The organism is Pseudoroseomonas cervicalis ATCC 49957, from assembly GCF_000164635.1.
Classification (GTDB): Bacteria; Pseudomonadota; Alphaproteobacteria; order Acetobacterales; family Acetobacteraceae; genus Pseudoroseomonas; species Pseudoroseomonas cervicalis.
Window position 1 is genome coordinate 1 of record NZ_GG770873.1, and the last position, 1436, is coordinate 1436.

General features: G+C 74.1%; 2 protein-coding genes. Both read left to right on the forward strand.

Annotation, left to right across the window (positions count from 1 at the left end; genetic code table 11):
- The coding region (locus HMPREF0731_RS19860; protein WP_007006005.1) for a tetratricopeptide repeat protein at nt 1-671 on the forward strand (671 nt) is incomplete at its 5' end.
- A gap of 59 nt (nt 672-730) precedes the next feature.
- A complete protein-coding gene (locus tag HMPREF0731_RS19865) occupies nt 731-1384 on the forward strand; it encodes an ABC transporter permease (protein ID WP_157136259.1) in 654 nt (217 codons plus the stop codon).
- Nucleotides 1385-1436: the final 52 nt, after the last annotated feature.

Here is a 1436-nt window from a genome sequence, read left to right on the forward strand (position 1 = left end):
CGTCGGGGCAGACCGGCGCCGCCGCCATCCGCGCCTTCGGCCGCGCCCGCATGCCCAACGAGGCGCGCAGCGCCTTGCGGCTGGCCACCAGCCTGCCCAGCCTCGACGTCGATGCCCGGCTGCAACTGGCCGGGGCGCTGATGGAGGCGCGGCTGCGCCCGGAGGCCGCGGCGCTGCTGGCCGCGCTCGACAGCGCGCCGCTCTCCGCCACGCAGGGCGAGCAGTTGCAGGCGATGCGCACCGGCCTGGTCGTCAGCGCGGCGGATGAATACAGCGCCGATGGCAATGTCGCCGCCGCCTCGGCCCTGCTTGGCCCCGCCTTGCAGGCCGATCCGGGCAATCCCTCGCTCCTGCTGTCCCTGGCGCGGCTGAATCTGCAAGCCAGCCGGCCGGAAGAGGCGCAGCGCATCGCCGAGGCGGTGCTGCAGAGCCGCCCGGACAGCGTGGAGGCGATGATGACCGCCGCCGAGGCCGCCATGGCGCTGCGGCAATGGCGCCGCGCCGACGCGCTGGTGCTGGCGGCGCAGCGCGCCACGGGTGGCAATATGCAGCTCTCCATGATGGAGGCCCGGCTGGCGCGCGGCCAGAATGACAGCCAGCGGGCCGAGCGGGCGCTGATCATGGCGCGGCGCTACCGCATGGCCCAGCTGCAGACCAGCGCCCTGCCGTGAGGCGGGCGCCAATCGGGACGGTGATGATGCGAGCTTCGACTTCCTGGCTGGGCCTCTGCATGGCGGGCGCCCTCGCCTGGCTCCAGCCCGGCGCCGCCACGGCGCAGCCCATGCTGTATGAGCAGCGCCTGCCGGACGGCTTCGCCTTTGTCCGCTTCGCCAACACCCTGCCCGGCCCGGTCTCGGTGAAGCCCGATTTCGACGATGCGCTGACGCTGCGCGACGACGGCGCCGCCCGCGTCACCGATTATCGCGTGGCCGAGGACGTTGCGAACCGCCCGGTGCGGCTGAGCGTGACCGAGGGCGGCCGCAGCACCGAGCTGCGCGTCACCATCGAGGGCGGCGGCTACAACACCATCCTGCTGCAGCGGCAGGGCGACGCGGTGCAGGCGGTCGTGGTGAAGGACCAGACCGACTACAACCAGGTGCGCGCCCGACTGTCCTTCTACAATGCCGTGCCCGGCTGCGCCGAGGGCAGCCTGGCGCTGGCGCCCTCGGGCCAGTCGGTCTTCTCCAAGGTCGAGCCTTCCAGCATGACGGCGCGCAGCATCAACCCGGCCAGCGCCCGTGTCACCGCCGGCTGCGGCGGGCGGCAGGCGGCGGCGCTCGATCTCGGCCGGCTGGAGGCGGGCGGACAGTACAGCGTCTGGCTGGTGGCGCCGGCCGGCGAGCTGACCAGCTTCCTGGTGCGCGACCGGATCGCCGCACGATGACGCCGCGCCGCGCCGGCCAGGCCCTGCTGGCCGCGCTCGGCCTCGGGGCCTG